Annotated in this window: 17 protein-coding genes; 10 read left to right on the plus strand and 7 right to left on the minus strand. The window is 45.0% G+C overall.

Going from position 1 to position 16,695, the window contains the following annotated elements; all coding sequences use genetic code 11:
* Positions 1-12 precede the first annotated feature (12 nt).
* Positions 13-105 carry an IS3 family transposase gene (locus AC1DPK_RS14190; protein ID WP_477510785.1) on the plus strand — a complete coding sequence of 31 codons (93 nt, stop codon included), beginning with the start codon at positions 13-15 and terminating at the stop codon, positions 103-105.
* Positions 106-184: 79 nt separating this feature from the next.
* Here AC1DPK_RS14190 and hflX read toward each other — a convergent pair whose 3' ends face one another.
* The 3 genes from hflX to AC1DPK_RS14205 form a co-directional block, all read right to left on the minus strand.
* Positions 185-1,450 (minus strand): GTPase HflX, encoded by a 1,266-nt coding sequence (gene hflX / locus AC1DPK_RS14195; RefSeq protein WP_441881125.1) that lies wholly within the window; start codon positions 1,448-1,450, stop codon positions 185-187.
* 431 nt (positions 1,451-1,881) lie between these two features.
* Entirely contained in the window at positions 1,882-4,839 is a 2,958-nt protein-coding gene (locus AC1DPK_RS14200; RefSeq protein ID WP_477510713.1) for a DEAD/DEAH box helicase, read from the minus strand.
* Positions 4,836-6,047, minus strand: a complete 1,212-nt coding sequence (locus AC1DPK_RS14205; protein ID WP_477510714.1) for an SWIM zinc finger family protein — start codon at positions 6,045-6,047, stop codon at positions 4,836-4,838. The genes AC1DPK_RS14200 and AC1DPK_RS14205 overlap by 4 nt, the downstream gene beginning before the upstream one ends.
* 193 nt (positions 6,048-6,240) lie before the next feature.
* Between AC1DPK_RS14205 and AC1DPK_RS14210 the strand changes: the two genes are divergently transcribed.
* The 9 genes from AC1DPK_RS14210 to AC1DPK_RS14250 all read left to right on the plus strand — a co-directional run bounded on the left by AC1DPK_RS14210 (position 6,241) and on the right by AC1DPK_RS14250 (position 12,471).
* Positions 6,241-6,558, plus strand: a complete 318-nt coding sequence (locus tag AC1DPK_RS14210; RefSeq protein ID WP_083682069.1) for a thioredoxin family protein — start codon at positions 6,241-6,243, stop codon at positions 6,556-6,558.
* Between the two features lie 145 nt (positions 6,559-6,703).
* A complete protein-coding gene (locus tag AC1DPK_RS14215; RefSeq protein WP_053373130.1) occupies positions 6,704-6,934 on the plus strand; it encodes a hypothetical protein in 231 nt (76 codons plus the stop codon).
* 250 nt (positions 6,935-7,184) lie between these two features.
* The gene (locus AC1DPK_RS14220; RefSeq protein ID WP_076268579.1) at positions 7,185-7,364 is read left to right on the plus strand and encodes a hypothetical protein; all 180 of its coding nucleotides are present in this window, start codon (positions 7,185-7,187) and stop codon (positions 7,362-7,364) included.
* A 200-nt stretch (positions 7,365-7,564) separates the two neighbouring features.
* The gene (locus AC1DPK_RS14225) at positions 7,565-8,218 is read left to right on the plus strand and encodes a polysaccharide deacetylase family protein (RefSeq protein ID WP_477510715.1); all 654 of its coding nucleotides are present in this window, start codon (positions 7,565-7,567) and stop codon (positions 8,216-8,218) included.
* A gap of 193 nt (positions 8,219-8,411) precedes the next feature.
* Complete coding sequence (locus tag AC1DPK_RS14230; RefSeq protein WP_441881121.1) at positions 8,412-8,801, plus strand: hypothetical protein; 390 nt, start codon at positions 8,412-8,414, stop codon at positions 8,799-8,801.
* Positions 8,802-8,937: 136 nt separating this feature from the next.
* On the plus strand, positions 8,938-9,978 hold the full coding sequence (locus tag AC1DPK_RS14235; RefSeq protein WP_477510716.1) for a serine hydrolase domain-containing protein: 1,041 nt from the start codon (positions 8,938-8,940) through the stop codon (positions 9,976-9,978).
* 54 nt (positions 9,979-10,032) lie between these two features.
* The gene (locus AC1DPK_RS14240) at positions 10,033-10,761 is read left to right on the plus strand and encodes a metal-dependent hydrolase (RefSeq protein WP_477510717.1); all 729 of its coding nucleotides are present in this window, start codon (positions 10,033-10,035) and stop codon (positions 10,759-10,761) included.
* Positions 10,745-11,305: a nucleotidyltransferase family protein gene (locus AC1DPK_RS14245; protein ID WP_477510718.1), complete on the plus strand. Its 561-nt coding sequence runs from the start codon at positions 10,745-10,747 to the stop codon at positions 11,303-11,305. Before AC1DPK_RS14240 ends, AC1DPK_RS14245 begins: the two co-directional genes overlap by 17 nt.
* A 179-nt stretch (positions 11,306-11,484) precedes the next feature.
* Positions 11,485-12,471, plus strand: a complete 987-nt coding sequence (locus AC1DPK_RS14250) for a cation diffusion facilitator family transporter (RefSeq protein ID WP_477510719.1) — start codon at positions 11,485-11,487, stop codon at positions 12,469-12,471.
* A 135-nt stretch (positions 12,472-12,606) separates the two neighbouring features.
* On the opposite strand, the gene AC1DPK_RS14255 is transcribed toward AC1DPK_RS14250, so the two are convergent.
* From AC1DPK_RS14255 to AC1DPK_RS14270, 4 genes are all read right to left on the minus strand, one after another.
* The gene (locus AC1DPK_RS14255; protein ID WP_477510720.1) at positions 12,607-13,440 is read right to left on the minus strand and encodes a PIG-L deacetylase family protein; all 834 of its coding nucleotides are present in this window, start codon (positions 13,438-13,440) and stop codon (positions 12,607-12,609) included.
* A 36-nt stretch (positions 13,441-13,476) separates the two neighbouring features.
* Positions 13,477-14,322 (minus strand): carbohydrate ABC transporter permease, encoded by an 846-nt coding sequence (locus AC1DPK_RS14260; RefSeq protein ID WP_477510721.1) that lies wholly within the window; start codon positions 14,320-14,322, stop codon positions 13,477-13,479.
* A 42-nt stretch (positions 14,323-14,364) separates the two neighbouring features.
* Positions 14,365-15,234, minus strand: coding sequence for a carbohydrate ABC transporter permease (locus AC1DPK_RS14265; protein WP_256710918.1), 870 nt, complete (start codon positions 15,232-15,234; stop codon positions 14,365-14,367).
* A 96-nt stretch (positions 15,235-15,330) separates the two neighbouring features.
* Positions 15,331-16,605, minus strand: coding sequence for an ABC transporter substrate-binding protein (locus tag AC1DPK_RS14270; RefSeq protein ID WP_441881113.1), 1,275 nt, complete (start codon positions 16,603-16,605; stop codon positions 15,331-15,333).
* Positions 16,606-16,695: the final 90 nt, after the last annotated feature.

The raw sequence follows: 16,695 nt of genomic DNA on the forward strand, positions 1-16,695 counted from the left end.
CTTGAACGGGACATTGAAGCCTACATTCACTTTTACAATTACGAACGATTACAGGCGAAACTAAACGGCCTCAGTCCAATGGAGTTTAGGACTAAGGCCGTTTAACAGGTTTTATTATTTGTAATGTCTACTTGACGGGGTGCAGTTCAAAGGTTATTATCCTTTTGGACAGCCTCCTTTTTTCTTAAAGCACTGTTACTTCATTACGGTACCTTTCAAAATCGGATACCCGGCATTCCAGCTTCATCCGAGTGCCTTCTGCTTCGTAGTCCGTTGCATGCACATGCGCATGCTCGTTAAAGTAAGCAACCAAGCGCCCTTGGTTGAACGGAATCAACAGCTCGCATTCCATATAGTCGTCGAAGACATGATCGCGAATAAGCTGAATTAGCTCATTTAGTCCAATATTCTTTTTGGCGGATAGGTAGACGTTGTTATCACGTACTTCCGGATATGGATGCTCCGTCAGATCACATTTATTGTATGCATAAATCGTTGGGAGATTGTAAGCCCCCAGCTCCTTTAACGTCTCATTCGTAACCGCAACAAGCTGCTCATAATCGTCATGGGCGTAGTCGACGACATGTACGAGCAAATCAGCTTCAGTTACTTCCTCTAAAGTTGAGCGGAAGGCCTTCACCAGGTGATGGGGAAGCTGGCTTACGAAGCCGACCGTATCTGTGAGCAAGAATGATTTGTTGTCAGGCAAATCAATACTGCGAACTGAGGTCTCCAGCGTTGCAAAAAGCATATCCTTGGCAAATACCTGTTTGGTTGTCTCTGGATTGTATTTCTCAAGCAAAGCATTCATCAAGCTGGATTTCCCCGTATTCGTATAACCGACGAGACAGACGACAGGCACTTCGTTCTTCTGCCGCTGCTTCCGCTGAATTTGACGGCGGGCTACCAGCTTCTCAAGCTCGGCTTGCAAAGCAGTGATCCGCTCTTCGATACGTCTGCGATCCAGCTCCAGCTTCGTTTCACCGGCGCCTCTGTTCTTGAGACCAGCTCCGCCGCCTTGCCGCCCCAAGGATGCGCGAAGTCCGACAAGCCTAGGAAGCATATATTGAAGCCGAGCGACTTCGACTTGCAGCTGGGCTTCTCTTGTTTTGGCGCGCTCCGCAAAAATATCCAGAATGAGAATCGTTCGGTCAATGACCGTCCGCTCCAAAGCGGCTTCCAAATTACGAATTTGAGAGTGGGAGAGCTCATCATTAAAAATAACGACATGCGCGTCATGCGCTTCGAGCAGGGCAAGCAGCTCTTGGATCTTTCCAGTCCCAATGTAGTGAGACGGGTTAATGCGTGCTGCCTTTTGGCTTAGCTCATCAACGACCTCGATATAACAAGCGGAAGCTAGATTGCGAAGCTCCTCCATGGAGTATTCAAAGTCGGTTTGATTTTGAAGCTGAACTCCGACGATAATCGCCTTTTGTTTTGGTTGTTCCATTATTCATCATCCTTTTAACGGTTATTTAAAAAATAAAAAACACAGGCAGCTCTGCCTGTGTTCACCGTTATAGGTAAGCGGGTATCAGTAAAAATATCCATAAGGAATCCAATATTCCTTATCAATATGGATTGATGGCCTTCCATATACGCTGAAATAAACGTATGGAAATTCCGCTCTAAAGGCGAATACGCGAGTCGGGATGCTCCCTATAATAGTCGACGTATTCTGTTTATATGGGTTACCTTCAAAATGGACAGACCTATCCTGAGTCCCCTGCACACAGGCAGAGCTTTGGCGCTATTCAATTAGCAGCTGCGCAAAGACCTAACTCGGATATAGTCTATCACACGTAACCCTCCGTTCATTTAAATTAGCATCAGTGTAGCACAAAGGGCTATTTCACGGCAAGTCAAAAGGAAAAGAGTCCCTTATGAATCGCTCCAATCCTGACGCAAAGTGAAGAGCTCCTTCAGCTCATCAGTTGATAGCTCCGTGATCCAGCCCTCTGAACTGGAGATGACATTTTCACTGAGCTGCTGCTTATTTTCGAGCATCTCATCGATGCGTTCCTCCAGCGTGCCAAGCGAGATGAATTTATGAACCTGAACGTCGCGAGTTTGGCCCATGCGGTACGCGCGGTCGGTTGCTTGGTTCTCCACAGCAGGATTCCACCAACGGTCGAAATGGAATACATGGTTAGCAGCGGTCAGGTTTAGCCCAACTCCGCCAGCCTTAATCGACAGAATGAACACATTAGGCTGCTCTTCCGGCGGCAATTGTTGCGACTGGAACCGCTCAATCATGCGGTCACGCGCCAGCTTGGAGGTGCTGCCATTCAAATATAATATCGGCTCCTGCAGCTCCTGCTGCAGCACGCTTTGAAGCATTTCCCCCATACCGAGGTATTGCGTGAAAATAAGGCAGCGTTCGCCTTCGTCTCGCAGTTCTCTCACCATGGCGAGCAGCCGCTCAAGCTTAGCCGATCGGCTTATGATCCGCTCTGTATCCATTTGCTCGCCAGCGGGCGCAGAGCTGTCCACCAAAGGTTCTTTCGTTAGCAGCATCGGATGGTCGCATAGCTGCTTCAGCTGCATAATGGACGATAAAATGGTGCCTTTACGTTCGATGCCTTCAAGCTTTTGCATGCGATCCATAAGCTGATTAACGGTTTGATTATAAAGCGCGCCTTGCTCGGCTGTGAGATGAATATACGTTTTCATTTCATTTTTGTCCGGCAAATCAAGCTGGATCGCGGGGTCCTTCTTCTTGCGCCGCAGCATGAATGGCTTAACGAGCTTTTGCAAATCTGCGGTGCGCTGAACATTGCGTTCCTTTTCAATAGGATTGCTGAAGCGCTGCTGAAAACCGTGTGCGCTCCCCAGAAACCCCGGATTCATGAAATCATAGATGGACCACAGCTCCGATAAACGATTCTCGATCGGCGTGCCCGTCAAAGCGATACGATGCTTCGCAGTAAAGCTGCGAACGGCTGCGGATTGTTTCGTTTGAGCGTTCTTTATATTTTGTGCCTCATCCAAGCAAATCGCTGCAAAAGTAATATCCTTCAGCATGTCCTGATCAAGAGTAGCGGTTGCGAATGAAGTTAGTATGACATCGGCGTTTCGCATTTCCTCAAGGAAATGTTCTCCTACGAGGCGTTTGCTTCCGTAATGAAGCATAACGCGCAGCGAGGGTGCAAAGCGGCTAATCTCCTTCTGCCAGTTGCCCAGAACAGAGGTTGGGCAGATGATGAGCGATGGCATTTGTTGCTCCGACTCTGCTGTGCTCTCTTTGAGATTGAGCAAATAGGCGATAAGCTGAACCGTTTTGCCAAGACCCATGTCATCGGCCAAGCATGCGCCAAGTCCGAATCGACGTAAGAAGGACAACCAAGCGTAGCCTTCCTGCTGATAAGGTCGAAGCTCGGCACGCAGCCCGGCAGGAACAGCAAGCATAGGCCACTCGGTTCGTTGGTTTAGCTGGCTGACCAGCGTCAGCAAATGCTCGTTCAGCTCAACTTCCAGCTGAATACGATGCTCTTGCTCTGCTTCGTTTTCCTGCTCAGGCTGATCATCCCCTTGCTCGTTGCCGCTTCCCAGAAGATGCAGCTGAAGAACATCTTGAAACGATAAACCTTCGGCGCGGTCAATGCCCGACATCGCTTTGCGAATTTGCGCGAGCAAGGCGGGATCAAGCGATACCCACTGTCCTCGGAAGCGAACAAGCCGCTCATTCCGGGCAACAAGCTCATTAAACTCGGATTCAGTCAGGTCGGTGTCTCCAATGGCAATGCGCCAATCGAATTCGATTAGTGTATCCAGTCCAAATAAAGATTCACCAGAGCCCTCTTCTCGTTTGCTTGTGCTGACCTTAGCGCGAAGGCGTGGTTTCTTACGGCTGGCGGTTTCCCACCAAGCGGGAAGCAGTACCTGCCAGCCCGCGTCTAATAAACGGGGGCTATCTACGGCAAGGAACCGCCAAGCGGCATCATTTTTCAAGGGGACGTTTAAAATATCGTCGTGCTTGCCCGCAAGCAGGTTTGTTGGCAGGCAAGCACGCAGACGCTCCAGCCAGCCTGAGGAACGCTCACGAATAGAAGGAGACCAAGAAGCAGGCCACGAGCCGTAAGCTTCGCCTGTATCAGACAATTTAACGGGTACAATAACCGCCTGATCGAGCTTGTCCTGCAAAATAAGCTTGAGCTGCCACGGGTCATACACATCAACGGGCTCGATAAGCTGAAGCATTGGCCGAAATGGAGCTTGATCGGCTTTCCAGCCAATGGCGATCAGCCATGCCTGTGCATCCAGTCCGGCGGTTATGCCATCCTTGGCAAAGAGGAGCGGGTATTCCCTGCGCAAATCAGCAGCAGTCGTTTCTGTGCCATAATAAGCGTCAAATACAGCAGCAGAAAAAGCTGCAAGCAATCCCGTCTTAAAGCTATCGTCTGTTTGAGTTTTTCTGATCATGCTCTGAATTTGTTCGTTTATTGCAGCATTATCCCAGCTCCATTGGAGCTTTCCTGAACGGAAGGCCGAGAAGCTTGGTATAAAACGATGTGCAGTTATTTCAGCTGCTAACAAGGGGGCGAGCGTAACAAGCATTCCGGCTTTCTCTTCCCATATCCATTCCACATGCTCAAGCACCGTGTTTTCCGCAAAAAAAGGAATAACCTGCTCGGCTGGAAGCAAAACAAGCTCTAGTCCTTCAACCTGCTGTACTTCGAGTTCTGTGCCATAAAAGGAAGGCGTATGCCAGGCGAACAAGCTATGCTTCAAGCTGACGCCGGGCAGGAAGTCGCTCATGCCGCTCATTCCGTATAGGAGAGCATCACCATGTGTCGTTAAACTAGCGTATACCGTAATTGTTTTTGTAAACTTGCTCATGGTATAAGTTTTCCTTTCCGAAGCTCTTCCTGAAGCGCACGAAGGCGGCTATGGCTAGAAGCGAACGCTGCAATAAACGTTTCCCAGCGCTCCTCGTCTTTCCTTTTCTTGTACAGCTTAGCCAGCCGTTTGAGCAGCTTCACAGCAGTTTTGTAGCCAGGCCTATTTTTGAGCAGCACATATCTTTCCACAGCCTGATGATAAAAGGGCAGCAGCAGCTCCGGCGCATGTTTCTCAATAGGGGCGAACACTCCAACGCGATAGTCAAGCGGCTCGGTTCCCGTGCTGAGCTGATAATCGATCCATTGCTGCCATTTGGCATGATGGAGCAGTTTTCCTTCGTAAATAGAACTAGCGTAGGGAAGCGATTGAATGAGAGGCGCCCACATCAGCTGCTCCGCATCTGGAATATGTTCAATTACCCCGTCCCAGTAGCTATAAAAGATTTCTAAGGCGTTAATTCGACTTTTCTCTACATACGGCTTCGTTTCCACTAACCAATTCGATAACCGCTGCCATTGCTCTTTTTCAGACATCATGGTTAAGACATGGAATAAGTCACTTGGACGAAGCTCGTTACCGCTGCTTATTTCATTTAGTTTGCTCCACGACTCTTCGTCGCGTTGTAAGAAGAAGTACATCCACACCTCGGCAAGCAGCAAAGGGTAGCGGGAGAGCGCTGAGCCGGGCTTTGAAGGTGCGGCATTCAATTGCTGCAGCTCTTCTAGATACAGGCTCATATCGTTCTGGTTAGGGATAATCCAGTATTGCAATAACCAAAAATAAGGATCGGAGAAATACGTCTTTGATCCTGATTCCGCCAGCATGAGCCTGCGTAAAAAGGATAATGTTTCTTCTAGGCACTGCCAATAGTCGGGTCCTTCGGCAGGATCGGATTTTTTTTGCATGAGCTCAGCAATAGCAAGCTGTACATCTGAAATAGCAGCATGTGTATGGAAGCCGATAAAGGAGCCGGAATGTCCCTTTTGATCGGGAATAAGATTAAGCAGCAGCATCAGAATATGAAGATGAGCATGCAGCTCGAATAGATTATTTTGTGCAGAAGAAAGCTTGGGCTTTATCTGATTAATAGCTGTAATTGCACTGTGTACATATGCGGCATTTCGAGTAAGGTCAGACAGAGACTCGGTACGAGATTTAAACAGTGCGTGCCACTCTGCGACGTTCATTTGTTCAATTGGTTTCATGACGAAGTGGTCTCCCTAACGAATAAAATCATTTTACGAATCAGCTAATTATACCATTTATTTCGCTTATGGCTTGGAGTATAAAGTGCATGCACGCTTCAGTTGGTCTTTCCTAAAGCACCAAAACATTTTACAATATAAATACGGCAACAAATGAACGACTGTCTTTATCGGCAGAAAGGAAAGATGACAGATGGCAATTCAAGAAATTCAAGAAGAAGACTGGCTAAAGCTTAATCGGATAGGGAATGGTAAGGATGCGCTGCTTTTTTCATCACCGTTTTGCGGAACCTGTAAGGTCGCCGAGCGAATGCTGGAAATTGTGGAAGCGGCTGAGGTTCCAACGACCTTGTATAAAATAAATATAAATTACGCCCCCCAGCTGCGAAATGCTTGGAAAATTACGAGTGTGCCTTGCCTTGTTTTATTGAAGAACGGAGAGCCTTATCAGTTTGAATATGCGATGCGTTCAGTTGATTATTTGTATAAACTTATGAAGAACATGGATTAACGGGGATGATTTCTCCGTAGAACGGCCGAAATATATTTTTATTTACTATAAAATTTTTATCAGGCGAAGATTATAGTGCTGTTCGTGTTATAATTGAGAGGTGCAGTCAATAAAGACCATTGACTATGATAAAGGAGTCGGAAATATGCAGGTAGTATTTGAAGACTGGGATCAAAAAGTAAAAAAAACATTTAACGCAACGAGCAAGCAGGTTGTATTAACCGTTACCGAGGCCGGTGACCTGTTAGGCCTGACTAAGGACCAGATGAAGGTTTATGTGCTTAAGCATAACCTCACTAAGGTTGCGATTAATCGCAGCGTACACAGATATCTATTACTGAAAAGCGAAATAGATGAGATCCTAGGTAAAGCCTAATAATTGCGATAAACCACAGCCAAATATGGGCTGTGGTTTTTTGTTGTGTTTACATCCCATCTGAGGAGGTGTGGACGTTATATGGAGGATATGGCAGGATGTTTTCGAATGACTGCTGCTCGTTTCCGCTCAGTCCGCCTTAGTCAGCATTATTAGAAATAACGCCACTGGTTGCTGTTTTTCAATAGGAGTCGTATTCGTTATACTTAAAACGACCGATTGGAAAACATTATCTGGAGGGTGATTTTACTTGACTTATATGGACATGTTAGGACGTCGGAGCATCATTTTGAAGCGGAATATCGGCAATTTAATTATTAAAGACAACAAGCAGGGACTCAGCACGCAGGAAAGTCATTTTTACCAAAGCATGCTCAAGGAATGGCATCAAAATGCCAATGAATTGAATTCAGCTAGAAAACATTCGTAGTTGATAGGTAATTATTGAAATTACATTACTCACAAAAAGAGCCGGGTGTCATTCTGACATTCGGTTTGCTGTGTGTAATTTTTGTATATAGCTACAAATGAAGTTCTTTTAGGAATGAAGAGTAAAGGAAAAGGAATGCTTATGGTATACTACATAGATGATAAAGGTTGGCAGCAATAATTAAACGGGGGTTTCTTGCTATGTTGGCGGTTGAAAAAGCAGTGTACCTCACGATAGATGAAGGTCCTGCTGAAGATTTTATGCAAAAGGTCAATTTTCTGAACGCAAAAGAGATTCGGGCGATTTGGTTTTGTATGGGCGAAGCATTGGAAAGCTGTTCTGAGGAAGCGATAGCTGCGATTAAAGCAGGCCATATCATTGGGAATCGCGGTTATGATCATGCAGATTTCTCTGTTATCGGCTTACAAGACGTAAGAGGGCAGATCGAGCGAACCGACCGTATTATAGATGAGCTGTACAATAAAGCAGAAACGATCAGGCCTTCCAAGCTGTTTCGTTTTCCATTTATGCAGCATTTGTTAGACGAAATGAAGGATGATCATTTCGAAGGTATTCAGCGTGTACTGGATGAGCTGGGCTATCAGCAGCCGTCCTTCGAGAATGGCAGCCCAAAAAACGGACTGCATGTGGATTGTACTTGGGATACGTTCGATTTTGAGCCGGCAGACGTTATGGACCAACATCATGATTTACAAGCAACAAGCGGACAAATTATTATGATACACGACTGGATCTCGGTTGCTCCTTTTCAAGCATTAATGGATAAGCTGCTTGCAAAAAATGTAGTTTTTCAGCTTCCTAAGGAAACGACTCTTCAAACCGCAGCCATTTAGCAAGCAAATCGCATGATCAAAAAGGAGTACAGCTCGTCTCTATGAATTCATAGCAGCGGCGAACGGTACTCCTTTTTTGCTGCGAGCAGTTATTGCTGAATTCATGCTGGGCAAACCAGAATGAACGAAACAAAGTAAGCGCTTCATGCGTTTAAGTAAAAAAGAACATTTATTCAAGAGGGGGCAATGGTTGATGCACTGGATTCCCGCTGACAGAAGCGGCAGGTGGTGGCTACTAGCTGGAGCATCCACCTTGCTTGTTAGCCTGTTATTATGGTTGATTCGTTTTGTTATATTAGGCCAGCCTTTCACAGGCATGCACGCTTTCCGATTTATGCTGCTCGCAGCCATATTATCTTTTTTATTCGGTTTTATCGGCTGGCTTGGAGCGAGAAAGCTATGGCTGTTCTCCAATCTTGGGATGCTAATTGGTCTTATACTGATGGCTATGTATTCCAAAGGTTTGACTGGATGGGAGGACCTAATTAGTTTCCTCGTATTTTTAGAAGCAGTAGCAGGAGGTTTTATGGCAGGGCTGATTGTTGAGGGTGTTTATTTCTTTAGACGGATATCGAAGAAATAATAGGCTGCCATAAAAATGTTGCAACTGGCTGTTGCTTTTTCCCGTCATACAGAGTGAAATGGAATAATGAGGTAAAAATTATTCTAATTTGTTTGGTGACGGAGCTGATCTTATGTGCCAAGAGGCAATGATAAGTTTGGAAATAGAAGAAAAAATGAAGTTGAATGGTATACCGGGATTAGGAATTGCCGTTCTTCAGCATGGACAAATGGTGTGGCAAGGAAGCTATGGCGTACTTGAAGCGAGCATGCAGCAGAAGGTGACAGAGGAAACTTTGTTTCCTGCCTGCTCCATTAGCAAGATGGTAACAGCTATTGGTGTACTTCGTTTAGTCCAAGAGGGCGTGCTTAGCTTGGAGGAGGATGTTAATCGTTACTTAGTTTCCTGGCAGGTGCCTGAAAACCAGTTCACTCAGCAGAGGAAAGTAACGCTGCGCAGTTTGCTGGCACATCAATCGGGAATTGTGGATGCACGGGGGAGCTATGAACCTTATCAGAAGCAAGACCCTTCCCCTACGCCAAAAGAGCTTCTCTTAGGAGCAACGAAATATCATTCCAAACCAGTCGAGGTTGCTCACCTGCCAGAGAGTCGATTCTCTTACTCGGATGCAGGTTATTCTGTGTTGGAGCAAATCCTTGAGGATGTGTCAGGAGAAGCCTTTTCTGCTGCTATGGTGCGGCTTGTTATGAAGCCGCTTGGCTTAAAACGTACTATTTTCTGGGATGGTATTGCAAACGATCCACTGAACACATCCATGGGTCATGATAAATGGGGACAGGTAGTTGAAGGGAAGAGAGCGTACTATCCCAATTTATCGGGAGCAGGCTTATGGACAACGCCTTCTGAATTGATAGTAATGGCAAGCGAGGTCGTGAAGGCTTGGAATGGCGATCCTAATGGTATTTTGCGGCCAGCGATGGCTAGAATAATGCTTACGGGTTATGCGAGCGACAAAGGTGCAGGCTTAGGCGTATTTCTTCCTGATGCTGGAGAGCAGCTCTGCTTCGTTTCTCAAGGCTGGGGAGTTGGTTCTCAAAGCAAGCTGGTTGGATACCCGCGCCAAGAAAGCGGTATTGCAGTAATGATGAATGCAGAGCCAGGTAAACCTCAAAACGAGTCGTTGGTCGGTGAGGTCATTCGGGAGTTGTGCAAGCATTATGAACTGCCGATAGTGTAGGCTGCTTCTTCGAGAATCATATATCAAATTTTATAATTTGATTGAAAGGTGAATATGGAGAATATTTCAGGTCATATCATACACGTCTTTTTACATTTTGTTGTAGGCGCCAGCTTGGCCTATTTATTTTGCGGGAAAGCGGCTGCATCCACTGCGAATCGCAAGGTTCTCTTGATTTTCGGCGGTGCAGCTGCTATTTCTCCTGATATTTCGAAGCTTTACGGAGACCTGCTTGGCCACTCCATTTGGCTCGTACCTGTGATTGGTTTGTTTTTTGCTGCATGTTATCATGCATTCCAGAAGAAAATTTCGTTTAAGAAGGCTTGGCTGATATTATCTATCTGTGTTTTTAGCCATTTATTTATAGATTTCATCGGCAATGGCGTAGCTCCCTTTTATCCCTTTATTAAAACGGAGTCTGATTTCTTTATTGTAAATAGAAACGACGCTGTTCTTTTAATTACGCTGACCACTGCTCTCATTATCGGGGCATCTACTCGGAGAAGAAGGCGTATTTTTTTATCAGGACTAATCCTTGTTGCTTTGTACCTTGGAGGGTTGTCGTTCTCGAAGCTGCAGTTGCAGCATGCATTAGAAAAAAAGTATAAGAACGAAAACGTCTATGTCATGCTCACCTTTCCGAGAGAGGGCTTTAAGTGGTCATTCATGGTGAGGACGGATGAAACAAGTGTCGACGGCTATTCGCCTATAGCAGGCTTGGACATACATATTGAACAAGAAATGAACAAATCAGGAGAGTGGATCAATGTTGATAAACAGTGAAGAGGATATTATACAGCTTGTATATAGAGATGAGTGGATGATGAACATCTTACGAGAGGTTAGCACGCTCCAGCTTCCAGATTGGTGGGTATGTGCAGGTTTCGTTCGCAGCAAAATTTGGGATACCCTTCACGGATTTACGGAACGAACGCCGCTGGCCGATGTTGATGTCGTTTATTTCGATCCTTCCAACATAGATGAGCAGATAGAGAAACAACTGGAAAACACATTAAATCAGATGAACCCTCATGTACCTTGGTCCGTTAAGAACCAAGCCCGAATGCATGTAATCAATAACAATCCTCCGTATTCCAGCTCCACAGATGCCATTTCCAAATTTCCAGAGACCGTAACCGCTCTAGGTTTGAAAATAGATCAGCATGACAAACTCGTGTTAACTTCTCCTTGTGGGATAGAAGATGTTCTAGAAATGATTGTTAGACCATCACCTTTTCACTTGGAATACGAGGATCGAATCGCCATTTATGAGAAGCGGCTTGAGCAAAAAAGATTTCAAGAGCGCTGGCCTAAAGTACGCCAATGAAAGCACGGTATTATTTTAAGGACATCGATAACGCAAGAAGAAAGTTGTCTCTGACATAATAAAAAGCTTTTTTCCGTTTATCCTATTGCCTGTGTGGGTAAGCATAAAATAGCAGTGCTGGGATTGAAAGCAGGCAATAGTGGAATGGTAATGGTAAATAAAATGTTGCGGGGGAGAAAATGGAGCCTAAAGCAGAACGTCAGAGTTTTATGCAGCTTATAAAGAAAGGGAATAAATCTTCCGCTGTAGCGATGATCGGCAATGCGTTTATCGCCGCCATAAAAGGGTTCGCAGCGGCCTTCAGCGGCAGCGGCGCGATGTTTGCTTCCGCCATGCATTCATTGGCAGATGCGATAAACCAAGGGTTTGTTTTCGCCGGAAGCATTCTTGCCGAGAAAAAGCCGACGCCAAGATTTCCAACTGGCTTTGGGCGTGTCATCAATATTTTTTGTATGATTGCCGTTATCGTCGTTACCATTATGGCTTATGAAACGATTCGTGAAGGCTGGCATCTCATTTTGCATCCAGTTGCAAGTGAAGGTTTTTGGTTAAACATTGGGGTTCTGGTTGTTAATTTAGTTATTGACGGGCTTATATTAGTCAAAGCCATGAAGGAAATCTTACACGAAGCGGGAGCAGAAGGGAAAGGACTCGGTATTTTCTCAGCTGCCTTCAAAAATGTAGGGCGTTCTGCTCCTGCTACACGATTAGTTTTCTATGAGGATCTTGTTGCCGTTTCGGGAGCTGCCTTGGCGATGATCGCGGTCATCATTGCTGCATTTACCTCGTTTAAAACGGTTGATGGCGTTGCAACCTTGTTGATTGGTCTGTTAATGGTTGGTGTTGCTTATCGTGTCGGCTACGACAATATGATCGGACTCATTGGTGTTTCTGCCCCTAAGGAAGTAGCAGACAAGGTGTCCCGTATTATTTTTTCCGAACAGAGCGTAACTGATATTTATCAAATGCGCATTCTACAAGAAGGCCGCTATTACCACGTTGAGGCGTACTTGGAGCTGCAGCCTGGTTTAACGCTTGCGGTTGCTGATGATATTAAGTTCCTCGTTCGCGCCAAGCTGCTTGAAGACAAGGATATTGCAGATGTGACGTTAGGGATTTTAGAGGATGACGGCAAAAGAAGCTGGAATCCAATTGAATCCAAATAGAAAAAATGCACCTCCAATGTTAGATGGTGTCTAACATTGGAGGTGCAGTTCATAGGATCTGGCTTTTGCTAATACGTGCATTGCAGCTGCCCTGCAACAACGATCCGTTCACGGAGTATATCAAGGTATTTCCTCTTATTGACTCAGCATGGGAAACAACTGCTTCAGCTCCGTATCACTCGGTCTTCTGCCATAATCTGCAATCTCGAATGGCTCTGCATACTTTGTTTTTTCTGACTTCCCATCTTCGTATAGTCGATCCAGCGTCGGAAGCATCTCCGATGAAACCTCAATAAAGCTGCTCCAATATTGCAAAATATAATCCTTCCTTGCATCCCACGTCTGTGGAACCTGATCTAGCAGATTACGCTGCCATGGCGCAAACTCATAGAATTGGGAAGCGTGCGCATCACAGCCAAGCAGCTTCTTCTCAATAACAGAACCAATATCGACGACCAGATCGGGTGAGTAAGCACCCCTCTTTCCGTAGTCCGGCATAAGCAAGAAAAGAGGGGATTGCTCTAAATATGGGGCATCTGGCACAGAATTAGGTACCTTCGCTATAAAATCCGCAGCATCTCTCACAATTCTTCCTGCATTGCGATTATCTACATGACCTGCACCTTCAGGATGGAAGGTAATGACGACATCGGCCTTCCAATTGCGAATTTGGCGAATAACTTCTTCTCTCACTTCAAAGCTATTCGTCAGATGGCCATCAGATATATTCAATATGCTATAGTCAAGAACACCCAATCGTCTAGCAGCCTCATAGGCCTCCTGCGTTCTTCTATCCACGAGCTCTTGTCCGCTAATTGAGTAGTGTCCGCAATCTCCATTGGTTAAGGAAACGAATTTAACTCGGTGTCCCATTTCTGCGAATAAAGCAGAGGTTCCTCCCGCATAAATTTCCGGTTCATCCGGATGTGCAGCAATGACAATTATATTTTTTTGTTGTTGTGTAGACATCTTTTTTCTCTCCTCCTGTATGGTAACCCAAAACCATTATCCCTTTACTGCACCTGCTGTCAGCCCTTTAATAACCGTTTCTTGTGAGAACATGTACAAAACAAGTAGTGGTACAATTGAAATCGTGATGGCTGCCATCATAGCGCCATAATCTGTACCATACGCATTCGATACGAGCGACAAGAGGACAGATATAGGCTGCATCTCTCTTATTGGCAGGTAGACGAGTGGTAACAAAAGCTCGTTGTATGACCAAAGAAAGACCATAATAGACACCGTTGCAAAAATAGGGAAGCAAAGCGGCAGCGTTATTTTATAATATATTTTCCAAATGGTTGCCCCATCCATGACCGCCGCTTCCTCTAGTTCTCCAGGCAAAGAAGCCATGAAGCCTGTTATCATTAGAATAGCAAAGCTCAAATTGCCAGCTACTTGTGGGAGAATAACGGATAAATAGGTTCCATTCAAACCCAGCTTCTCGATGATAACGAAATTCGGAATAATAACAGCGAACTGCGGCAGCAGCATACAAATAACAAATATAGACGTGAAATACCCTTTAAATGAAAATTGAAATCTCGCTAGTACAAAAGAAGCCAACCCGCCAAAAAGGGAAACACCTAATACAACGGATYCCGAAATGATCATACTGTTCATAAAGCCTTTAACGACGTTAATGTTGCCATATTCGTTCAACTTAAAAAAGTTAAATAAAGAGTAGCTTTGTGGGAGAGCGAATGATTGCGTTAAAATTTCTTCGGACGTTTTGAAGCTATTGAGCAGCACCCATAATAGCGGGATGATCGTTGTGCATGCCCATAAAATCAGGAGCGCATATACGCCGAACTTGACCGCACCAGGCTTTACTAGTCTATTAACCATCTAAAATATCACCTTCTCAATTGGGCTGTTTGTTGTCTATCATCAGTAGCTGACAGCCTCTTTTTTAACTAATTTATTTAACACAACGGTTATGACAATACCGAGTATCATCATCGCAATGACGATTGTGCTGGCATAACCTGCGTTTTGCCCATTGAATGCCTTCGTGTACATGTAAGTACTGAGCAGCTCACTGGAATTCAATGGACCACCCTTGGTCACGATATATACGACATCAAATACCTTCAATGCTCCAGCCGTGGCGAGCGTAAGACAAGAAGCAATGACATCTCGTAATAATGGAAGTGTAATATAGATGGATTTTCTTATTCCTGTAATACCGTCCAGCATAGCTGATTCATAAATATCCTCTGGAATCTTCGACATTCCGGTCAGGAATATAACAAAATAAAATCCAACATACTGCCATAGAATCGGTATGAGTACCAAATAGATCGCGCTTTTCTCCGTTAGCCATATTTGCTCAGACAGACCGAGCCCTCTCATAATGGCATTTAAGAGTCCATAGTCGTAGTTGTAAATGAGCGAGAACATGAGGCCAATCGCCGTACCTGAGATAACAATCGGAAAGAAAAAGACCGTTCTAAAAAATTTAAATCCTCGTTTGATGCTGTCGGTTAGCAGCGCAAGGACCAAACCTCCTCCAGCCTGCAGGAATACGGCACCGATCACCAATATAAACGTGTTTTTTAGCGCTATCCAAACAACGGGGTCATGAATGAGCTGGTTGTAATTGCCGAATCCTATGAACTTCTTCGTATTTGAGAAGTTATACCATTCGGTGAAGCTATAATAAACGGATTGTACGAGTGGATATAAAAGAAAGGTGAATAATAATAGCATCGTTGGCGCCAGGAAAAGCACAATGTATCTCTTGTCCCTGAATATCACAACTGAACGCCTCCTCTTCATAAGCAATAGCTTGGATTACATACTGCCATTTGCCCGGGAGCCGGCAATCCGATATCCCGGGGCTTGTTGAAACAACTACTTGTTTCTGTTGTTTAGTTTTGTGGCTTCATCTAGAATTTCCTCGGCTGTTTTTCTTCCTGCTGACACATAAGCAATACCTTTTAAGAACTCGGTATACGATTCCCTAGAAACGTAAGAATCGATTGGCATAACGAAATCCTTTGCCTCACTCACCATCTTGTTGCCGTCAATCAGAAGCTGTGCGGTGCTGCTGGATTGTTGTGTATCGACTGCATAAGTTCCGCCTATTGCTGCAAATTTGCCAGCCGTTTCAGGAGATGTCATGAATTTCACAAAAGCTAGAGCTGCATCATATTTAGCTTGATCGGTATTTTTCTTCATATACCAACCAGAACCAAATCCAGATACAATCATATTCTCGCCTTTACCACCCGGTACGAGTGGGAATGGTGTAATTTGAAAAGCAGGATTTGTACTCAGACCAGCAGCTGTCCATGAACCGTTGAACATCATTCCCGCTTTCCCGCCTGCAAATAAAGATTGCGCTTTTTCATCATCCAGCGTGAGTGCATCTTTAGGAAATGCTTTCTTATCATTCAACTCTTTGAAGATCGTAAGAGCTGGTGCCCATGATGGATCATAAGCCTTTTGTTGTCCCTCTGGCCCAACCTGTGAAAGAACCAAAGCCTCTTGCAGATATGGAGTTGTGAGCGATGTAGCGAATGGTACAATATTATTAGCTGCAAACGTATCTATCGCTTTTATAAAAGCATCATAGGTTGTTGGAGCTTCGAGTTGATACTGGTCGAATAACTCTTTATTCCAGAACAAGCCTTCATAGAAGCCGATATAGGGAAGAGAATAGAGTTTGCCTTCATACTTGACCTTCTCGATGATCCCGCTATTGAATTGCTTCGCCCAATCTGGATCTTTAGCAAATTCATCTTCCCAGGAAACAATTTCTTTCGATTCGGTTAGAATAGCTGTCTCGCTGCCATTGAAATAAAACATGACATCGGCTAGATTGCCAGTTGCTGCATCCGCTTTCACTTTCGTACGCAATGCTTCTTGATTGACCGGCGTTGACTCATCCGTAATTTTGATGCCCTTGTTTTCCTCTTGGAACTGTTTAATAGCTTCCGTCCAAGCTGGAACCCATGGATCAGATCCAGCGAATGATGTCGCTACCCGAAGCGTTATCTCTTTTGTTTTACTCTCGGATGCTCCATTCTCTTCTTGTTTGGATCCCCCGCATGCTGCCATCAATGCTGCAAATACTACGAAGATAAGTACTAGTGCTGTTGTCTTGCTTGCCACCTGTTTCCTCATTACTCAACTCTCCTTTTAAAATGAAATCATATATTGAAACTTGAACGCGTTCATTTAAAACGCCCAAGGAACAATCTAATTTATTATTGA

This window comes from Paenibacillus sp. 01T424, from assembly GCF_056398745.1.

Coding starts and splice junctions, on each gene's coding strand:
- AC1DPK_RS14215 (WP_053373130.1), top strand. CDS start 6,704: ATGCAGGTAGTATTTGAAGACTGGGATCAAAAAGTAAAAAAAACATTT.
- AC1DPK_RS14200 (WP_477510713.1), bottom strand. CDS start 4,839: ATGAGCAAGTTTACAAAAACAATTACGGTATACGCTAGTTTAACGACA.
- AC1DPK_RS14230 (WP_441881121.1), top strand. CDS start 8,412: ATGCACTGGATTCCCGCTGACAGAAGCGGCAGGTGGTGGCTACTAGCT.
- AC1DPK_RS14240 (WP_477510717.1), top strand. CDS start 10,033: ATGGAGAATATTTCAGGTCATATCATACACGTCTTTTTACATTTTGTT.
- AC1DPK_RS14210 (WP_083682069.1), top strand. CDS start 6,241: ATGGCAATTCAAGAAATTCAAGAAGAAGACTGGCTAAAGCTTAATCGG.
- hflX (WP_441881125.1), bottom strand. CDS start 1,450: ATGGAACAACCAAAACAAAAGGCGATTATCGTCGGAGTTCAGCTTCAA.
- AC1DPK_RS14270 (WP_441881113.1), bottom strand. CDS start 16,605: ATGAGGAAACAGGTGGCAAGCAAGACAACAGCACTAGTACTTATCTTC.
- AC1DPK_RS14205 (WP_477510714.1), bottom strand. CDS start 6,047: ATGAAACCAATTGAACAAATGAACGTCGCAGAGTGGCACGCACTGTTT.
- AC1DPK_RS14245 (WP_477510718.1), top strand. CDS start 10,745: ATGTTGATAAACAGTGAAGAGGATATTATACAGCTTGTATATAGAGAT.
- AC1DPK_RS14250 (WP_477510719.1), top strand. CDS start 11,485: ATGGAGCCTAAAGCAGAACGTCAGAGTTTTATGCAGCTTATAAAGAAA.
- AC1DPK_RS14255 (WP_477510720.1), bottom strand. CDS start 13,440: ATGTCTACACAACAACAAAAAAATATAATTGTCATTGCTGCACATCCG.
- AC1DPK_RS14225 (WP_477510715.1), top strand. CDS start 7,565: ATGTTGGCGGTTGAAAAAGCAGTGTACCTCACGATAGATGAAGGTCCT.